Here is an 18,980-nt window from a genome sequence, read left to right as displayed (position 1 = left end):
TAAACCGCAATGTACCCGCTCAATCCATCACGCCATGCGCTCTAAGCAACTGTTTAACCGCTCAATACCACCCCAAAAAAACCCTATAATCTAACCCAATATTCACTCAATACACCACGCATATACTCAATACCATTTCGCTATTGACACTAAAAAACTCTGTCTGTTATCATTATGTGTAACCGGTACCACATAGAACAGAATGTAGGTGGAATAGTTGGCGAATATACGGGATGTGGCTAAAGTTGCTGGAGTTTCAGTAGCCACTGTTTCACGCTATTTAAATGATAAAGGATACATAAGTGAAGAGGCAAAACGGGTGATTGCTAAGGCGATTGACGAGTTAAACTATCAGCCTAGTATGATTGCGCGTTCACTTAGCACGAAACAATCTACCTTTATTGGCTTGATTGTTCCGGATATTGTCAACCCGTTTTTTCCAGAATTGGCGCGTGCGATTGAAGATGTTGCGCTGGCATATGGATACACGTTGATTTTGTGTAACTCAGATGAAGATCTTGAGAAGGAAATTAATTATGTAAAGACTCTGCAACAGAAATATGTGGCGGGGTTTATTGTCGCGTCGAATCATATAGAAGCGGAACATTATATGGGACTAGATATTCCCATTGTAGCAATTGATCGAAGAATTCATTCGTCGATTCCGTACATCGCGACGGATAACCGCGAAGGTGCTCGTATAGGAACGGAGCATTTATTGGATAGCGGTTGCAAAAATGTCCTTTGTATGCGCGGGCCTGCAGGATTAGGTCCTGCTGATGATCGATTTGCTGGGTTCAATGATGCGGTAAAAGGGAAGAATATAGAAACGCATATTGTTGAATGTCCCTTCCATTTTGATATAGCGGAGACGATGGTCAAAAAGATTTTGCAAGAACGGTCTATTGATGGGATTTTTGCGAGTAGCGATGTGACTGCAGCGGGTGCAATGAAAGCTGCATATTCAGCGGGTATTCATGTACCCAATCAGCTTCAAATTGTTGGATATGACGGAACGATGCTTGCCAGCCAATTAACACCAGGCTTAACGACGGTAGCGCAGGATTTATATAGAATGGGTGCGATGGCAGCGAGGATGCTCATTACATTAATTAAAGGGCAAGAGTTGACGGAGCGTGAAATACTGATTCCGGCAGAGTTGCTCATTCGCCAAACAACGAGGAGTGAAGCATGATGATAACGGTAATTGGCAGTGCCAATATGGATTTGGTAGTGGGCACGGAGAATTTCCCCGACCAAGGTGAGACGGTTCTTGGAAATGTGTTCGATACAGTGCCAGGTGGAAAAGGCGCGAATCAGGCAATTGCTGCAGCGCGACTTGGTAGTGAAACACATATGGTTGCGTGTGTGGGAAATGATTTATTCGGTACGAGTATTGTCAATAATCTTCAACAGAATACAGTCGGCGTCACCGGTGTTGCTACTGTAGATGGAGCTTCTGGCATTGCGAATATTTTGCTGTCAGAAGGAGATAATCGGATTATCGTCGTACCGGGTGCGAACTCTTTGTTGATGCCATCACATATTGACGAAATAGAAGACCTCATCAAACGTAGTGACTTGGTCATGCTTCAATTGGAAATTCCGATTCCTACTGTCGTCTATACATTAGAAAAGTGCCAAGCGGCTGGCGTGCCGGTGATGTTGAATCCGGCTCCAGCGCGTGGATTTGAACTCGATATGATGCCTTCGATTACCTATTTAACGCCGAATGAAACGGAATGTGAACAAATTTTCGGTATGGATATGGTAAGTGCATTAGAGAAGTATCCGAACCGTTTAATTATCACGCTAGGCGATGACGGTGCACGATTCTATGATGGTGAAAAGCATGTCATTGTAGAAAGCTTTAAAACCAAAGCTGTGGATACGACAGGTGCAGGTGATACGTTTAATGGTGCACTTGCACATGGAATAGTGGCGGGGATGGAACTGGAACGAGCAGTTCGTTTCGCGAATGCGGCCGCTTCACTTTCCGTAGAGAAGTTCGGCGCACAAGGTGGCATGCCTTCATTTGAAGAAGTAGAAGCGCGTTTGGAGGAGAGCCGATGAAAAAGCATGGCATGATCAATCGCGATATTGCGGCTGTGCTAGCTAAAATGGGTCACACCGATCAATTGACGATTGCAGATTGCGGTCTGCCGATTCCTGAAGGTGTTCCGTGCATCGATCTTTCGTATGCACTTGGAAAGCCTGGATTCACGGAGATTTTATTGGAAGTAATGAAAGACTTTCAAGCAGAAAAAGTATATATTGCCAGTGAAATAAAAGAAGAGAATCCTACAGTCTTTAGTGAAATTACACAACTAGCATGTCCGATAGAAGAGTTGACACATGATCAATTAAAACAACAATCAAGACAATCGAAAGTTATTATTCGTACAGGAGAGGCGACGCCTTATGCCAATATTATCGTACAGTCAGGCGTCATATTCTGAAAGTGGGTGTGCAGAGATGATTGCGATGAGCGGGATATCGAAAAGTTTCAATGGAAATAAAGTACTCGACAATGTGGAGTTTAATGTAGTCAAAGGTGAAATCCATGCGCTCATGGGCGAGAACGGTGCAGGGAAATCGACGATGATGAAAATTTTGACGGGGATCTATACGCGCGATTCAGGCGAGATCACAGTCAAAGGTAAGAAAGTGGAGTTCAAGAACGCGAAAGAAGCTGAAGAAGCGGGAATTGCGGTCATTCACCAAGAGCTCAATATTTTACCTGATTTGACAGTTGCAGAGAACTTCTATTTAGGGAATGAAAAGACATTCGGGAAAAGCGGAATTTTGAAGACGAAGGAAATGAATCGTCAAGCGGAAGAAATTCTGGCGAAGTTAGGATTGCATGTCGATGCACGAACGATCACGCGTGAATTATCTGTCGGTAAACAACAGATTATTGAGATTGCGAAGGCGGTTTCTTCTAATGCCGAATTAATTATAATGGATGAGCCGACTGCAGCACTGACGGACCGCGAAATTGAAACATTGTTCGAAACCGTTCGAGCTTTGCAAGCGGAAGGCGTTTCATTCGTTTATATATCGCATCGGATGGAAGAGATTTTCGCGATGTGCGATCGGATTACTATTTTACGAGATGGTCAATACGTCGGTGTGCGCAATATAAAAGACACTACATTTGAAGAAATCGTGCAGATGATGGTCGGACGTGAATTGGGTGAACGATTCCCAGCACGTGCGTGTGAAATAGGCGATGTGAAACTAAAAGTAGAAAATCTCTCGCGCACTGACTACTTTGAAGATGTATCGTTTGAAGTGCGAAAAGGTGAAATTGTCGGTATTGCCGGCTTGATGGGTGCTGGACGTACAGAAGTAATTCAATCGATTTTCGGCTTTAAAAAACCGACTGCAGGCAAGATTTTCATTGATGGCGAGCAAGTGGTGATTTCAAATCCGTTGCAAGCGAAAAAGCTTGGTATCGGATATGTCACAGAAGATCGGAAAACTGAAGGGTTGATTCTCGAATTTTCAGTACGAGAAAACATGTGCTTGACGAACTTCAATCGAATTTCAAATTCAGGCGTTATCCAACGAACGAAAGAAAATCAGTTGTATGACACGATGTCCAAACGTCTAGGTGTTCGCACGTCTGGGCCTGAACAAAGCGTTAAGTCGTTGAGTGGTGGTAACCAGCAAAAGGTAGTCATCGCAAAATGGTTAGGTATTGAGCCCGACATTCTGTTTTTGGATGAACCGACTAGAGGTGTCGACGTAGGTGCGAAGAAAGAAATTTACAGTATCATCAATGAATTGGCGGAGCGTGGAGTGGCGATTGTGATGATTTCATCTGAACTTCCGGAAGTCATCGGTATGGCAGACCGTGTGCTCGTCATGCATGAAGGCCAATTGATGGCAGATTTACCGAAAGAGGACATGACACAAGAACGAATTATGCATTTTGCAACAGGAGGTGACAAAGTTGTCCAAGACTAATATGAAATCGTCATTACAGAAATTAGGGCCGTTCATTGGTTTATTATTGATCGTGGTCATTATTTCTATTATGAGTCCGAGTTTTTTAACGCTGAACAACTTGTTCAACGTATTGCGTCAAGTGTCAATTAACGCATTGATTGCGTTCGGGATGACGTTTGTTATTTTGACCGGTGGAATTGATTTATCAGTTGGATCGATTCTCGCATTAACCGGTGCCGTGACAGCAGGTATGATGTCAGGCGGTATGGATCCGATTTTAGCTATGCTACTTGGTGTATTACTAGGTGTGCTGCTCGGTGCAATCAACGGATTGATTATTGCGAAAGGGAAGGTCGCACCATTTATCGCAACACTCGCGACGATGACGATTTTCCGCGGATTGACTTTAGTCTATACTGAAGGACGTCCGATTTCAGGACTTGGCGATTCATTCACATTCCAAATGCTCGGAAAAGGATATGTTTTCGGTATCCCGTTTCCGGTCATCACGATGGCGATCTCCTTTGCAGTGCTATACTTTATCTTGAAGAAAACGACATTCGGCCGTCGTGTCTATGCGGTCGGTGGCAATGAAGAAGCGTCACGTCTTTCCGGAATCAATGTCGATCGCGTAAAGATTTATGTCTATTCATTGGCAGGCGGTCTAACGGCAATCGCGTCACTTATTTTGACGTCACGCCTAAACTCCGCACAACCAACAGCAGGAAATATGTTTGAACTCGATGCGATTGCGGCCGTTGTACTTGGCGGGACAAGCTTGACTGGCGGACGCGGTTGGATTGTCGGTACATTAATCGGGGCATTGATTATTGGTGTGTTGAATAATGGTTTGAATTTGATAGGCGTATCCTCTTTCTTCCAACAGGTAGTAAAGGGTGCAGTTATATTAATCGCAGTGCTCTTAGATCGTAAAAAAACCGCATAAGGAGATGTAAATTGTATGAAACATATCAAATGGTTACTACTTATGGCCGTCGTTCTCGTTTTGGCTGCTTGTTCATTAGAGCAACCGGGTTCAAATTCTTCCTCAGATGATCAAGGTGAGGCTGGAAATGACGGCGACAAAGTGTATAAAATCGGTCTTTCCGTATCGACGCTAAACAACCCGTTCTTCGTGACATTGAGTGAAGGAGTCAAGGACCAGGCGAAAGAGTCTGGATCTGAAGTGATCGTTGTCGATGCACAAGACGATGCATCTAAACAAGCGAGTGACGTAGAAGATTTAATCCAACAAGGTGTAGATTTGTTGATCATCAATCCGACTGATTCACAAGCGGTTGTATCTGCAGTAGAATCGGCAAACAGCTCTAACGTTCCGGTCATCACAGTAGACCGTAGAGCAGAAGGTGGAGAAGTCGTTTCGCACATTGCTTCAGATAATAAAGCAGGCGGTGTGTTAGCTGGGGAATACTTGATCGAGCTGCTTGGTGAAGAGAATCCACAGGTTGCAGAACTTGAAGGAATTGCGGGTTCATCCGCAGCACGTGACCGTGGAGCGGGCTTTAACGAAGCGGTGGACGGCAAGGTAAATATTGTAGCGAAACAAACAGCGAACTTTAACCGTGCAGAAGGTTTGACGGTAATGGAAAACATTTTGCAAGCTAACCCAGACATCCAAGGCGTATTCGCGCATAATGATGAGATGGCGTTAGGTGCGTTAGAAGCCATTCAGTCGGCTGGTAAAGATATTATAGTCATTGGATTTGACGCAACAGACGACGCTGTAGCATCTGTCAAAGATGGTAAGTTGTCCGCAACGATTGCCCAGAAGCCCGAGGAAATTGGGGTCAAGGCAATGAAAGCCGCGGTTGCTCTGTTGAATGGTGAAGAGGTAGAAGCAGATATTCCCGTTGAATTGGAGTTAATTAAAGAGTAAGTGTGAGTTTTAGTTTGGGAGGAGCTCTCTGGCCAGGTTTTTTGGCTGGGGGGCTTTTTTGTGTTTTTTGGGGGCGAGGGGTAGGTAGGGATTGAGCGGTTGTGGAGGGGGATTGAGCGTTTGCGGGCTGCTATAGAGCGGATGTGGTGGGTGATAGAGCGGTTGCGGGCTGCTATAGAGCGAATAGCTGGCGGGATAGAGCGGTTATGGCTTGCGATAGAGCGAATCTCGTATGTGATAGATTGGTTGGTAATATATAGGGGGAATATCGTGTCATTGAGCGGATGTGGTGGGTGATTGAGCGCTTACGAGCAGCTATAGAGCGGATATGGTGGGTGACAGAGCGGTTGTGGGCTGTTATAGAGCGAATAGCTGGCGAGATTGAGCGGTTATGGCTTGCGATAGAGCGAATCTCGTATGTGATAGATTGGTTGATGATATAGAGCGGGAATTTCGTGCGATTGAGCGGATGTGGTGGGGTATTGAGCGCTTACGGGCTGTGATAGAGCGGATATGGTGGGTGATTGAGCGGTTATGGACTGTTATAGAGCGAATAGCTGGCGAGATTGAGCGGTTATGGCTTGAGATAGAGCGAATCTCGTATGTAATAGATTGGTTGGTATTATAGAGCGGAAATTTCATGCCATTGAGCGTATGTCGGGGTGGATAGAGCGTTCATGGCCCACTATAGAGCGGTTAACACGTATCATTGAGCGCATCTCTGGTTGGATAGAGCGCTCACGGCCAACTACAGAGCGGTTACCACGTCTCATAGAGCGAATCTCCGGTTAGATAGAGCACACGCGGCCAACTATAGAGCAACTCCCACATCCACCATTCATTAATGTATAAAACCCAAGTATCCATCATATGCATAGGATGTAGATGGTTGGACTTTATTTTAAAAAGGACATGCCTATTATGCAATGTGTGGATGTGATAGATCGCCGCTAAAAAGATAGTCAATTCAGAGGTGCTTTTCAGATTCTGGTAGACTTTTTGTTTGTGTTTGTCCGTAATCACTTTACATTTAGTAAAATGAGAATTAATGTAATCAGATGTATACTGAATAATCAAAAGGTATGAATTCAAAGAGGAGTGGGGAAATGAAAGCGTTAACAACTTCTGTTAATAGTGCTAGATTAAATGATAATCTTCAAACTTTAAGTGAAATAGGGAGAATTGGTTCTACTGGAGTCTGTAGACTTGCACATTCCCCTGAAGATAAACAGGCTGTGTTACATGTAAAAAAGTATATGGAGCAAATCGGTTTGAAGACGGAAATTGACCATTTTGGTAATTTAATTGGCAGGATGGATGGTGTATTGAATGATTCTCCGGCTTTAGTCATTGGCTCGCATATCGATTCGCAACCTTATGGGGGAAAGTACGATGGGGCGCTCGGAGTGATCGGAGCGATTGAAGTATTGGAAACGCTGCAAGATAAGGGAATAAAACCTGAGATACCTATTATACTATTTGCCTTTGCTGATGAGGAAGGCGCACGATTCAATAAGGGGTTGTTTGGTGTAAGAGGCATGTTAGGTAAATTAGAGGAAGGAGAGCTCGAACGTAAAGATAAGAAGGGAATGACGAGACGAGAGGCGTTGATTGAATTTGGATGCGACCCGTCAAAATTTGAAGAATCTCTAATTGACCCTTCTACCATAGCGGCATTTTTAGAGCTTCATATTGAACAGGGACCTGTGTTGGAAGCGAAAGGTGAACCTGTTGGCATTGTGACGGGTATTTCTGGTCCTTTATGGTTAACGGTTGAAATGGAAGGTTTAGCTGGTCACGCTGGGTCTGTACCGATGCCTATGCGTCAAGATGCTTTAGTAGGGGCCGCTAAAGTCATTGTAAAGCTTAATGAGTTAGCTCAAGAGATCCCAGGAGCACCGACAGTAAGTACAGTCGGGAGTTTGCAAGTATTTCCGGACTCTCGCAATATCATTCCTGAAAGAGTGACTTTTACAGTTGATTTACGAGATATTGATGAAAGTAGACGAGATCGGATTGAACAGGTTTTACTTCAGGAGTTAGAGAGAATTGCAGACGAACATAGCTTAACGTATACAATCACTGAAGATACGCGAAGTGAACCTAGATTTTGTAATGAAGCGATTATGCAGATTATGAGAGAAGAAAGTGCGGAAATGCACTTAACGCCTCCAGAATTAATGAGTGGCCCTTTTCATGATTCGCTTGAAATGTCTTATGTGTGTGATTATGGCATGATTTTTGTCCGTTCTAAAGACGGTATTAGTCATAACCCGAAAGAGTATAGTTCACCAGAAGATATCGCACTAGGCGTAGAACTACTGTATAAGACTGTTTATAGAATGGCTTGTAAAAGGTGATCAAACACAAAGAATATAGTTAATGGGGGGATTGGATGAGTAAAAAGAAGTTCAATACGATATATATAATGATCGTGACTATTCCATTTTTATTGTTAATATTTCCTTTATTTGAACTGGCAAACCGAGCAACTCCAATTGTAATGGGACTACCTTTTTCATTTTTCTATATCATTCTATTAATTCTACTAACATTTGTTGGGATTTTGATTTTATATCGTTTTGATCCAGATCATAAGCTTGAAGAAGGTGATGAATGATGGAGCATTGGTTAATTGCGTTAATCATTATGATTGGTTATTTAGTCATTGCATTGGTTGTTGGCGTATGGGCGGGTAAAGGACAAGATTCTAGTTCCCTAGATGAATTCGCAGTCGCAGGGGGGAAACTAGGATTAATCGTCATGTGGTTCTTGATGGGGGGAGCAGTGTTTAGTGCTTTCTCGTTCTTAGGCGCACCGGGCTGGGCTTTTGAAAAAGGCGCACCTGCTTATTATATTATTATCTATACAGCCTTTGCGATATTGCCTTGGTATATTATCGGGCCTAAAATCTCGAAGATTGGTAAGAAATTTAATCTGTATACTATATCTTCGTTTTTCAGAATCCGTTATGGAAGTAAGGCTCTTGGAATAATAGTAGGGTTACTTGCATTATTGGCATCTATTCAATATTTAGCTACCCAGTTAACAGGAATGGCACACATCTTTAATATTATGACAGAAGGTAGAATTCCTTTTTGGCTTGGAGCTCTTCTTGCATACGGGATTGTTGTGGTGTATGTGGCAACAGGCGGACTACGAGCTGCGGCTTGGTCTGACGTATTCCAAGGTTTACTGATGATCATTATTTCATGGGTTGTAGGAATAGCGATCGTGAATCAGTTACACGACTCGATGGGCGCTATGTTTACGAACATTGCAGTAGAAAGCCCTGGATTCTTACAAATAGGAAAAGAAGGATCTACTATGGGGACGATACCCTTTACAACGACTATTTTAGTATCCGTAATTGGATTCTTGATGTGGCCACATTTATTTACAAAGTCCTATGCATCTGGCCCTAAAGTCATTAAGAAAACCGTGTTGGTTTACCCAATATTTGCGTTATTCTTAATACCATTATTGCTGGTTGGATTTGCAGCTAAAGGGATTGTAGATGCGAATATGATTGAAAGTGCAGATCAGATTCTTCCATTCTTGATCACTACTATTATGAATCTCCCAGGTTGGGTCTACGGATTAGTTGGCGCGGGTGCACTTGCGGCTGCCATGTCATCTGCTGATGCGATTACGCACAATGCAACATTGGAAACAACGGACGGTGTGATTCGTACTATCTTCAAAGATTTATCCGACAAGACCGTTTTGAAGATTATGCGTATAGGTGTATTCGTCATTGGAGGTTTAGCCTATATTATTACGATTTTCGGAGGTCAAGGACTAATTGTCTTACTTTTAGGTGCGTATGGAGCTATTGTGCAATTTGCTCCAGGCGTGTATAGCGCATTGTATTGGCGAGGAGCAACGGCAATAGGTGTGATTAGTGGCTTGGTTGTAGGAGCGATATTGAATTTTTATTTCCAACTCGTTGCAGACTCCACGCCATTTGGTATTCATGCAGGAATTATAGGATTGATTTTTAATGTGATTATTATGATTGTAGTCAGTTTACTGACCAAGTCAAAGAGAAGCGAGGAAGAAGATATTTATATTCGTAGCTAATTAATACATGTACATTTTAGTACAGAGAGGTGATCTACAGTGCATGCAGATATAGTATTTACTAATGGAGAAGTTATCACAGTAGATAAGGACTCATCCATTATGGAAGCCGTAGCGATTAAAGATCAGAAGATCATCAGCGTGGGTCAGATCGACGAAGTAAGTAAATTGATTGGAGAAAACACTAAAGTATTGGATCTGGAAGGAAAGTCTCTCCTTCCAGGTTTCATAGATCCGCATCTGCATTTAACTATTTATGGAACGAACTTACTCGGCATTAATTGTGCAAGTCCTGAAATCGATTCGTTGGAAAAATTGTATGAGCAAATGAAAAAGAGAGCGGAACAGACTCCAAAAGGGGGATGGATCCGAGTTACGGGCTTCAATGAACAGGCGCTAAAAGAAAAACGTTTTCCTACAATACAAGAACTTGACGCGATATCTACGGAACATCCAATTGTAATGATTCGTGTTTGTAACCATACATCGATCGCAAATAGCAAAGCATTGGAATTAGCTGGTTTCACAAAGGAGTCTGAAAATCCTGCGGGCGGAGAGATAGAGCGTGATTCCAGTGGGGAATTGACAGGGAAAATGATTGAGAATGCACATATGCAACTATTTTCTATAGCAGATTATAGTGCGGAGGAAATTACAAAAGGATTGAAATTAGCATCTCAGGTATTTGTGAAGTCTGGCATAACGAGTTTACACGATGCGGGTAGCTATGGCTGGGGACCCGATATTTTAAAACTGATGAAAAAAAGTATAGACTCAGGTGATGTGAAAAACCGAGTATACGCTCTCATTGGATCATTAACCGATTCAGAGTCGTTTGTTCGACATATGATGGATGAAGGTGTAGTGACTGGAGAGGGCGATGAATGGTTTAAGATTGGACCTGCTAAACTCTTTACAGACGGCAGTAGTACAGGGCCCACTTTAGCCACAAGAGAACCTTATGAGAGTGACCCGACAGATAGAGGTATACTGTATTATGACCAAGATAGAATGAATGAAATTCTAGGGGAAGCTCATAGCAAAGGGTACCAAATCACTGCGCATGCACAAGGCGATCGAGCAATTGAAATGGTGTTGAATTGTATTGAAGAGGCGTTAAAGAAGCATCCTCGAACAGATCACCGCCATCGTATTGAGCATGCAGGAATAGCCAGTCCAGATCTTCAGGAACGGATGAAGGAATTGGGAGTTGTAGTGATTCCTAACCCAGCATTCATGTATGTGAATGGGGATGCTTACCTGGAGTATTATGGCGATCGAGTAAATGTCATGTATCCAGCAAAAGATTATTTGGCAAAAGGAATACCTTTTGCATTTGCCTCCGATACGCCCGTAGTAGACCCTAATCCCCTTCTCGGGATTCATGCAGCAGTGAACAGAAAAACCGTTACAGGTCAAGATGCAGGAACTTGTCAGCGAGTGTCTGTGCTAGAGGCAATCAAAGCCTATACGTTTATGGGTGCGTACGCGAGCTTCGATGAAACACAAAAAGGGAGTATTGAAGTTGGCAAATTAGCGGATTTGGTTGTGCTGGATCAAAGTATTCTCTCTGCTGAGATAACGAATCTTAAAGAAATAACAGTAGAGATGACGATGATCGATGGAAAAATAGAGTATGAAAAACAGGTGAGTTATCAGAAGTAAATACCGTTATATTTTAGCATACAGCAAAGATTGCCATTCGACTTTTTCGGATGGCTTTTATTATGGAGAAATTTAACTGGATAAAAGTTCCAAAACTTTTATAAGTACTAGAAAGCAATTCTCCACCATAGAGTTTTCGTGGTATATGATATGCAAGACATAGTGACCAAACTTGCCTAGCACTAAATAACAATGTGTCCAATGTATGATTACCTGATTCTAAATATACTATATTACACATTCGGAGTAGTCTGATTGCGTGAAAATGGGAGGTGAATACATGTTAGGTTTTCCTGTAGAAACTTTTTGGTGGTTTGTTCCATGGCCTTTCATATGGGTAGGGTTGGCTGCAATTCTCTATTTTAAAATGAAACGCGACGATGAGATGGAAGAGAAGATGGACAAAGAACAAAATCAAAATCAGTAGTTACGATAGGGGGGCATTCAATGAGCATTGATGGGATCATTTTCATTGTATACTTAGGGGTTCTATTAACGATTGGCTTGTGGTTTTCACGCAAATCATCAGCTTCCACAGAACAGTACTTACTTGGCGGTCGCTCTCTCGGACCAGCCGTCACGGCTATGACCATGCAAACTACAGCTATGAGTGGCTTCATGTTTATGGGAGCCCCAGCGATGGCCTTTAAATATGGCTGGTATGCCATTTGGTACGCTATTGGAGATGCGGGTGGATCGATTATAAACCTCTCTGTATTAGGTAAACGAATGAGAAGAATGTCTGAAATATTGGGAGCGCTTTCACCGATTGAGTATTTGGAAAAACGTTTTGAAAGCGCTAGTGTACGAGTGGTCGGATCCATCATTTCCATCGTGTTTTTATTTGGCTATGTTTGCGCTCAGTTTATTGCGGCTGGGAAAGCCATGTCTACACTGACAGGCTTTACTTATGAACTGTCTCTGATTATCGGTATTAGTGTCATTATCATCTATACCGTGGCTGGCGGATATCTAGCGGTTGCCTACACTTCATTTGTACAAGGCATGATTATGGTACTGGGTGTCGTTGGGATCGGTATTCTCGCGTATTTTCATGTGGGTGGCATCACAGGATTGAACGTTGCGCTACAAGCTATAGACCCTACGTATTTAAGTATCTGGGGTAAAGATCTAGCTTACTACGGTCAATGGGGAATGGTGCTCGGGGCAATACTGATTTACTCGATTGGCTACATGGGACTTCCACATGTAGTAGTTCGCCATATGTCGATGAAAAGTACAAAAACAGTAAAAGGTGCTGTCATGATCAGTGCGCTGTGGAATCAATTTTTTATCTTTGTACCATATATTCTAGGTTTGATTGGGATTATTTTACTGCCTACCATTGCTGATCCAGAAATGATTATTACAGAGCTAGCCTACACGTTATTCCCTGGTATCTTTGCGGCACTATTGCTCTCAGCTATTATGTCAGCGGTTATGTCTACTGCAGACTCTATCTTGATGCAAGCGGGTTCGATTCTTTCACGTGATGTGTATCAACGTTTCATCAATAAGGATGCTAGCCCTAAAACAATGATTCTTGTTTCGAGATTATGTATTTTAATGGGAGGAATTGTAGGAGTTGTCGTAGCCATTTATGAGCCACCTTCCGTATTTGCATTGGTTCTGTTCGCTTTCGGTACATTGGGGAATGCATTCTTAGTTCCTTATGTGGCGTCGGTTTACTCTAAAAAAGCTAATTATATCGGTTGCTTATGTGCGATGATCGGCGGAGCTTCAACGAATATCATTTGGACTTCCATGGGGTTAGAGACGTCTACAGGACTTCATCCATTCTTGGCAGGTTTACTCGTGTCACTAGTCGGTATGATCATCGGAAGTCGGTTTGGTCGCAAACCATCAGATAAAATATTGCAAGCATTTGAACAGTCTAGATACAAACGTGTATTCTCAAAAGAATTTGACCGAAACATTACACGTGATTTGGCTCCCGAAGCGAGCAACGTATCAAAGTTTTTAGCAGATACTAAATAACTTACAGGAGTCGGTATTCATGAGCGCTATATTATTACAAGAAATCGAATTTACTAAAGAAGAAGTTTTGCTAGGCCTGCAGCAATACGAAAAAGAAACGTACTTCCAAGTCCAAGATATGATCTACTATCCATATTACTTTTTTGAATATCAAGTGAGTGCTAAAAGCTTACTAAAGTTTAAAGGGAAGGCAGCTTGCACAATAGATGGCCTGGGCGGAAGGGGAGCGATAGTGGATGTTCGGCCGAGCTTTTCTAGAAAGAAGGAAGAAGTGGGGCTTTTTCCTGAGCTTGTGATTGCGGAGGAAGAAGCAATTGATGCGGCCAAGAGGTTTATTTTTGATCATGCTTCTTCAAAAGCTAAATTTGTTACGATGCCTAAAATTACAGAAGTTCAAAGAACACTCTTCTATCGTCCTTTTTGGTTAACAGATTACAAATTAGACAATAAGAAATCAGGACAGCTCATTGTGGATGCGATTAGTGGAAGCTATCATCCGTTGTAACCGTAAGTTGCGAAGCTACTCGTTAAATATTAAATCGTAAACAGCCACTATTCGCGATATATAAGCGAGTAGTGGCTGTGTGTAGGTAGAGATCCTATTTAGACTAACACCTTTTTAGCCATAATAGCCACTTCAAGCGCAATCCGATTAAGTGGAGACATAAAGTTCTCCCCTATTATGGATTCAATCTTTTCGAGTCGGTGATACAGTGTTTGTCTTACGATAAACAGACGATCTGCGGTTTCTTTTTTTGAACCACCACACTCCAAGTAAATGCGGAGCGTCTCGAATAAGTTACCGTCAGTCTTTTTATCATAATCCATCAGATCTTGAAGATAATCATCTACATAGAGATCAAGATCTCCTTGTTCGTCGAGTAGAAGTAATAGTCTGTAAATACCTAAATCTTCATAAAAATTACTTTCAAATGCAAACTTTTGCTTGAGTTCCGCTACTCGTTTTGCTTCTTTATATCCTTCTTTGATTTGTGAATGGTTCTGGTGAACTGAACTAATACCCAATTGATATTCACGTTCGTTAAAGAATGTGTGATCGTCCATTCCAGCCAACTGCTCGGCCACTTGAGTGAAATGATTCATGTCTTTTACATGCTTCCCTGAAGCGATAAACGATGCAATAATCGTAATTTCATTTCTAGTTACAGAAATAGCCGGAAAGAAACTATGTCGTTTAAAGACCGAACGAATCATCATAGATTGTTGTAAACGGATTTCCTCCCAGTTGTTCTCATCTAAAGTGGATTCATTCGTGTCCAACTGAATGACGAAGATTCTGTAATAAGTATTCGAGCTTTTTGTTGGCAAATAGGCTTGAATGTCTTCTTGTTCTACAGGCCGTCCATGTAGTAAGTTGCGCACGAATTCATCTTCATTAAATTGATTTCTCTCTTGAATGGTACGGTTTCTAAGCAATATTTGGGCAATTGCAAGAGAGGCTCTATCCAATAGTAAAAAAGCGAACTCATTGGCTGTTTCTTGTGGAAGGTGAAGGCATAAATAGCCAAGAGCCTGGCCTAAGCCGTTAATAGAGAACAAGGCGAATGGCTGGCCATCAATTATATAAATGCTCTGACCTAGCTTTTGCGTAGGCTTCTCGCTAAGAAATTCTTTTATACTATGTTTCCATGTAGTGGATTCAAGGGGGTAATAATAAGATTTGGCTTCATCGGATATGAATAAAACATGTTGGTTGAACAAGGAGTGTAGTTCGTGAAGAATCTTCAAAATTCCGTTTGGCATTAAACTTAACTGATTAAATCTTCTCGATAAGGTATCTAGCGTAGACAACATCTCGTAATGGCGATTGATGATCACTGTGTGTAAGTCTTGTGAAATATCAACGAATTTAACTGCTTTTTCGAACACGACAATAGGAAATTGCTTTGCATCAGCGAGTGTAATAATCTCTTGCTGTATTTCACTAACGTATGATCCTATTTCCACACAAAGGCAGGCAACATTTAGTTCGATTAGCTGGTTTACGTACTTTAATTGTGTCGCACTATCTAGTTGTAGATGAATACCTGTCGTTAAAATAATTTCACCACCGTTGACTAGTGAACTAAACTCACTAACCTCTAATACATGTGACCATTTAACCTGTCGATCCAACCCAGTGCGTCCAGCTATCACTCTGGCGTGCTTGAACGTTTCACGGGCTAATACATCTTTAACGGTCAACGAAAGTTCATTCATGTACATTAGACCTCCATAACGTGAAAAGATTTTCAGTACGATGTTACACAATGTAAAATGAAACTATTTTGAATAGTTGTTAAACTATAGAAAGTAGTTTAGCTCAAGTCTTGTTGTAAAGCAAGACTAGATGAATAGGAGGATGGAAAATGAATACGATAGTAGTAGAAAAGAAAACACTTTCCAATTTTATTAATGGACAATGGGTAAAATCACTTACTGATAAATATGAAGAGGTACCAAATCCAGCGACAGGCAAGATTATTGCAGAAGTACCTATTTCAACTGAAGAAGATCTACAAGTTGCAGTAGATGCAGCGAAAAAAGCGTTCACTTCTTGGAGAAAAACGGCTGTGCCACAAAGAGCTCGTATCCTATTTAAATATCAACAACTTCTGATTGCTCATTGGGATGAGCTGGCACAATTAATTACGATAGAAAATGGAAAGAACTATACAGAGGCTTACGGCGAAGTGTTACGCGGAATCGAATGTGTGGAATTTGCTACAGGGGCTCCGACCTTGATGATGGGGTACCAACTACCTGACATTGCGACAAATATTGAATCGGGTATGTATCGCTACCCTTTAGGAGTGGTTGCAGGGATCACCCCTTTTAACTTCCCGATGATGGTTCCTTGTTGGATGTTCCCACTTGCCATTGCAGCAGGAAATACATTCATTTTAAAACCTTCAGAGCGTACACCACTTCTAGCGAATAGATTAGCAGAGCTATTAACTGAAGCAGGACTGCCCGATGGAGTGTTCAATATCGTTCATGGTGCACATGATATCGTGAACGGAATTTTAAGTCATCCAGACATCCCCGCTGTTTCGTTTGTTGGATCACAGCCGGTAGCGGAGTATGTGTATAAAACAGGAACCGCTCATGGTAAGCGTGTTCAGGCGCTAGCCGGTGCTAAAAATCACTCGATTGTTATGCCCGATGCCAATATGGATGTGGCAGTTACTAATATTACCAATGCGGCATTTGGTTCAGCTGGCGAAAGATGCATGGCCGCTTCCGTCGTAGTCGCAGTTGGAGATATTGCGGATCAACTGGTAGGGCGTTTAGTGGATGAAGCCAATAAATTAACTATCGGAAACGGATTGGAAGAAGGAGTGTTCCTTGGACCGGTCATTCGAGATTCCCATAAAGATAAAACACTTTCCTACATCGAGTCGGGGATTAAAGAAGGAGCAACTCTCGTACGTGACGGACGAGGCGATGAATCTACTTCCGAAGGGGGCTATTTCGTAGGGCCGACAATTTTTGAAGGCGTTACAACGCAAATGCGAATTTGGAAAGAAGAAATATTCGCACCTATACTTTCGATCATCAGAGTAGAAACATTAGATGAAGCAATTGAGCTTACCAATCAATCAGACTTTGCAAATGGTGCTTGTTTATATACAGATAGCTCGAAGGCGATTCGTCAATTCCGAGAAGAAATTGATGCAGGAATGCTAGGTATAAATCTTGGCGTACCAGCACCTATGGCATTCTTCCCGTTCTCTGGCTATAAGAAGTCATTTTATGGTGATCTGCATGCAAATGGCCGTGATGGTATCGAATTTTACACACGTAAGAAAATGTTGACTGCACGTCATGAATATTGATAAAAAGGGAGGCAACATTATTGAAAACTTTACGTGAACAAGATCAGAATAAAGCATCGTTAATTGAACAAAATCGGGATAAAGTTTGGCCCCATATTTCAGCATACAATGAAAAAAATCCTCCAATGATTATCGATAGTGGAGAAAATGCCTGGATTACAGATCATGACGGTAATCGCTATTTAGATGGGATGTCAGGGTTATGGTGTGTCAATGTGGGCTATGGAAGAGAAGAAATTGCACAAGTAGCCTATGAGCAAATGAAGAAGCTCGCTTACGTGCCTATGACGCAAAGCCATAAACCGGCAATTGAACTGGCTGCCAAATTAAATGAGATGCTAGGAGACGACTATAAGATTTTCTATTCAAATAGCGGATCGGATGCAAATGAGGTAGCGTTCAAGCTTATACGCCAGTACCATCAACAAAATGGAGAACCTTCCAGACATAAATTCCTCTCCCGTTACCGTGCATATCATGGCAGCTCGATGGGGGCGCTGTCCGCTACGGGGCAGGCTTTACGAAAATACAAGTATGAGCCGCTAGTACCTGGATTCTTACATGTCGCACCTCCAGATAATTATCGAAAACCTGAAGGAGTTTCAGTGGAAGAGTACAATATTCAGCGTGCTTTAGAGCTTGAAGAGAAAATCATTTGGGAACAAAAAGACACGATCGCAGGGATTATTATGGAGCCGCTCATTACAGGAGGGGGAATCTTAATTCCACATCCGGTGTACTTGGAGAAAGTCCAAGAAATCTGTACTCGTCACGGTGTCTTATTGATCATAGATGAGGTGATTTGCGGATTTGGACGTACTGGAAAAGCATTTGGACATCAGCATTACAATGTGAAACCCGATATTGTCACGATGGCGAAAGGCTTGACTAGCGCATACCTTCCATTATCCGTGACAGCTATCCGCAAAGATATCTATGAAAAATTTGACACAGGCGAAGATCACAGTCATTTTCGCCATGTAAATACATTTGGTGGAAACCCGGCTGCTTGTGCAGTGGCGCTAAAGAACTTAGAAATTTTGGAACGTGAAGATCTGATCAATCGTTCTGCAGAACTTGGCGAGCGATTATCCGATGAACTGGCATGTTTACAAGATCATCCCTATGTTGGAGATATTCGAAGTATCGGTTTCTTGATGGGAATTGAACTCGTTGAAGATAAGAAGACAAAAGAACCAGCGACGAATGCACGTATCACGAAAATTATTGGAGAGTGTAAAGCGAATGGACTGATTGTCGGTCGAAACGGTGAAACAGTAGAAGGATTTAATAATGTCCTTGCGCTTTGTCCGCCACTTTCATGTACGGACGAGGATTTCGATTTCATCGTATCTGTTATGAAAAAAGTATTTAAAGAGAATGAATAACAAGTTGTCTATCTTATAATTGTGTATAAAGCACCTCTAGTGTACATGTATAAAGTAATCAGAGGTGCTTCTTCTATGCAGTAAATGGCATTACGTCATCTAAATGGCTTATACCGCTAAATCTCAAAGAGTTGAAATTTATACAATAGTATACAT

19 protein-coding genes are annotated in these 18,980 nt (G+C 42.0%); 18 read left to right on the top strand and 1 reads right to left on the bottom strand.

Annotated elements, in window-relative coordinates; translation table 11 throughout:
* Nucleotides 1-217: 217 nt before the first annotated feature.
* From CSV61_RS07465 to CSV61_RS07410, 16 genes are all read left to right on the top strand, one after another.
* Entirely contained in the window at nucleotides 218-1,195 is a 978-nt protein-coding gene (locus CSV61_RS07465) for a LacI family DNA-binding transcriptional regulator (protein ID WP_083035061.1), read from the top strand.
* Nucleotides 1,195-2,073: a ribokinase gene (gene rbsK / locus CSV61_RS07460; protein ID WP_099638695.1), complete on the top strand. Its 879-nt coding sequence runs from the start codon at nucleotides 1,195-1,197 to the stop codon at nucleotides 2,071-2,073. The genes CSV61_RS07465 and rbsK overlap by 1 nt, the downstream gene beginning before the upstream one ends.
* Complete coding sequence (gene rbsD, locus CSV61_RS07455) at nucleotides 2,070-2,459, top strand: D-ribose pyranase (RefSeq protein ID WP_099638694.1); 390 nt, start codon at nucleotides 2,070-2,072, stop codon at nucleotides 2,457-2,459. Before rbsK ends, rbsD begins: the two co-directional genes overlap by 4 nt.
* Before the next feature lie 16 nt (nucleotides 2,460-2,475).
* Entirely contained in the window at nucleotides 2,476-3,972 is a 1,497-nt protein-coding gene (locus CSV61_RS07450) for a sugar ABC transporter ATP-binding protein (protein ID WP_099638693.1), read from the top strand.
* A complete protein-coding gene (rbsC, locus tag CSV61_RS07445; RefSeq protein WP_099638692.1) occupies nucleotides 3,959-4,900 on the top strand; it encodes a ribose ABC transporter permease in 942 nt (313 codons plus the stop codon). Before CSV61_RS07450 ends, rbsC begins: the two co-directional genes overlap by 14 nt.
* Before the next feature lie 15 nt (nucleotides 4,901-4,915).
* Nucleotides 4,916-5,851, top strand: coding sequence for a ribose ABC transporter substrate-binding protein RbsB (gene rbsB, locus CSV61_RS07440; protein WP_099638691.1), 936 nt, complete (start codon nucleotides 4,916-4,918; stop codon nucleotides 5,849-5,851).
* A gap of 120 nt (nucleotides 5,852-5,971) precedes the next feature.
* Complete coding sequence (locus tag CSV61_RS16755; RefSeq protein WP_158233798.1) at nucleotides 5,972-6,148, top strand: hypothetical protein; 177 nt, start codon at nucleotides 5,972-5,974, stop codon at nucleotides 6,146-6,148.
* Nucleotides 6,145-6,294, top strand: a complete 150-nt coding sequence (locus CSV61_RS16750) for a hypothetical protein (RefSeq protein WP_158233797.1) — start codon at nucleotides 6,145-6,147, stop codon at nucleotides 6,292-6,294. Before CSV61_RS16755 ends, CSV61_RS16750 begins: the two co-directional genes overlap by 4 nt.
* Nucleotides 6,279-6,479, top strand: coding sequence for a hypothetical protein (locus tag CSV61_RS16575; RefSeq protein WP_158233796.1), 201 nt, complete (start codon nucleotides 6,279-6,281; stop codon nucleotides 6,477-6,479). The genes CSV61_RS16750 and CSV61_RS16575 overlap by 16 nt, the downstream gene beginning before the upstream one ends.
* 478 nt (nucleotides 6,480-6,957) lie before the next feature.
* Entirely contained in the window at nucleotides 6,958-8,211 is a 1,254-nt protein-coding gene (locus CSV61_RS07435) for a M20 family metallo-hydrolase (RefSeq protein ID WP_099638690.1), read from the top strand.
* Between the two features lie 35 nt (nucleotides 8,212-8,246).
* A complete protein-coding gene (locus CSV61_RS07430; RefSeq protein WP_099638689.1) occupies nucleotides 8,247-8,471 on the top strand; it encodes a DUF3311 domain-containing protein in 225 nt (74 codons plus the stop codon).
* Nucleotides 8,471-9,934, top strand: coding sequence for a sodium:solute symporter family protein (locus CSV61_RS07425; RefSeq protein WP_099638718.1), 1,464 nt, complete (start codon nucleotides 8,471-8,473; stop codon nucleotides 9,932-9,934). Before CSV61_RS07430 ends, CSV61_RS07425 begins: the two co-directional genes overlap by 1 nt.
* Before the next feature lie 39 nt (nucleotides 9,935-9,973).
* Nucleotides 9,974-11,599 (top strand): amidohydrolase, encoded by a 1,626-nt coding sequence (locus tag CSV61_RS07420; protein ID WP_099638688.1) that lies wholly within the window; start codon nucleotides 9,974-9,976, stop codon nucleotides 11,597-11,599.
* 280 nt (nucleotides 11,600-11,879) lie between these two features.
* The gene (locus CSV61_RS16920) at nucleotides 11,880-12,026 is read left to right on the top strand and encodes a hypothetical protein (RefSeq protein WP_167693435.1); all 147 of its coding nucleotides are present in this window, start codon (nucleotides 11,880-11,882) and stop codon (nucleotides 12,024-12,026) included.
* A 20-nt stretch (nucleotides 12,027-12,046) separates the two neighbouring features.
* The gene (locus tag CSV61_RS07415; protein ID WP_083035071.1) at nucleotides 12,047-13,597 is read left to right on the top strand and encodes a sodium/proline symporter; all 1,551 of its coding nucleotides are present in this window, start codon (nucleotides 12,047-12,049) and stop codon (nucleotides 13,595-13,597) included.
* Between the two features lie 19 nt (nucleotides 13,598-13,616).
* Entirely contained in the window at nucleotides 13,617-14,102 is a 486-nt protein-coding gene (locus tag CSV61_RS07410) for a hypothetical protein (RefSeq protein ID WP_099638687.1), read from the top strand.
* Between the two features lie 98 nt (nucleotides 14,103-14,200).
* Here CSV61_RS07410 and CSV61_RS07405 read toward each other — a convergent pair whose 3' ends face one another.
* A complete protein-coding gene (locus CSV61_RS07405) occupies nucleotides 14,201-15,817 on the bottom strand; it encodes a PucR family transcriptional regulator (protein WP_099638686.1) in 1,617 nt (538 codons plus the stop codon).
* A gap of 149 nt (nucleotides 15,818-15,966) precedes the next feature.
* Between CSV61_RS07405 and CSV61_RS07400 the strand changes: the two genes are divergently transcribed.
* The gene (locus tag CSV61_RS07400) at nucleotides 15,967-17,436 is read left to right on the top strand and encodes a CoA-acylating methylmalonate-semialdehyde dehydrogenase (protein ID WP_099638685.1); all 1,470 of its coding nucleotides are present in this window, start codon (nucleotides 15,967-15,969) and stop codon (nucleotides 17,434-17,436) included.
* A 20-nt stretch (nucleotides 17,437-17,456) separates the two neighbouring features.
* Complete coding sequence (locus CSV61_RS07395; protein WP_099638684.1) at nucleotides 17,457-18,824, top strand: aspartate aminotransferase family protein; 1,368 nt, start codon at nucleotides 17,457-17,459, stop codon at nucleotides 18,822-18,824.
* Nucleotides 18,825-18,980 lie beyond the last annotated feature (156 nt).

Source organism: Sporosarcina sp. P3, assembly GCF_002743415.1.
GTDB lineage: Bacteria > Bacillota > Bacilli > Bacillales_A > Planococcaceae > Sporosarcina > Sporosarcina ureae_A.
Note: the sequence above shows the minus strand (reverse complement) of the source record. Positions and strands in the feature narration are given on the sequence as shown.